The 600-nt window shown below is 73.5% G+C and carries 1 protein-coding gene; it reads left to right on the top strand.

Annotated features, from left to right (window positions below):
• Positions 1-600: NHL repeat-containing protein (locus G3446_RS27200; protein ID WP_209262680.1), on the top strand; the 600-nt coding region annotated here is incomplete at both ends.

Here is a 600-nt window from a genome sequence, read left to right on the forward strand (position 1 = left end):
CTGCCGTTCTGGGACCCGGACTCGGACCTCACCGCTAGCGCGGCGGCCCTGCGCTTGACCGATCCGAGCGCCATCGCCATCAACCGCGACGGCGACCTCTACCTCGCCGACGCCGCCTGTCACGTCGTCTACTGGCTGCGCGCCGGCAGCGATGACGTCTATGTGGTCGCCGGCGACGGCAGCGACCGGGTCGAGACCGCTGCCGGCCCCGCCGGCGGCCTCTTCCGTCCCGCCTTGGGCCAGCCGCTGAGCCTCACGGTAGACCCGCGCGGCAACCTCTTCATCGGCACCGGCCACGGCCTGGTGCGCCGCCTCGGCATCGACAACTGGATCGAGACCCTCGCCGGCACCGGAACCCTGGGCGACGCCGCCGACGGTGACACGGCGACCGAAGCCCCCCTCGGCGCCATCGACGCGCTGCTCGCCACCAGCGACGGTCAGCTCTATCTCGACGACACCACCACCAACGCCCGGCTGCGCCGCATCGATCCCCACGGGCGCCTCCAGACGCTTGCGGGGACCGGCACCACCGGCTTCACGCCCGACGGCCTGAGCGCCGCGGGCGCAGCCATCGGCCCCATCGCCGGGCTGGTCGAGGAC

The organism is Thiorhodococcus minor, from assembly GCF_010820565.1.
GTDB lineage: Bacteria > Pseudomonadota > Gammaproteobacteria > Chromatiales > Chromatiaceae > Thiorhodococcus > Thiorhodococcus minor.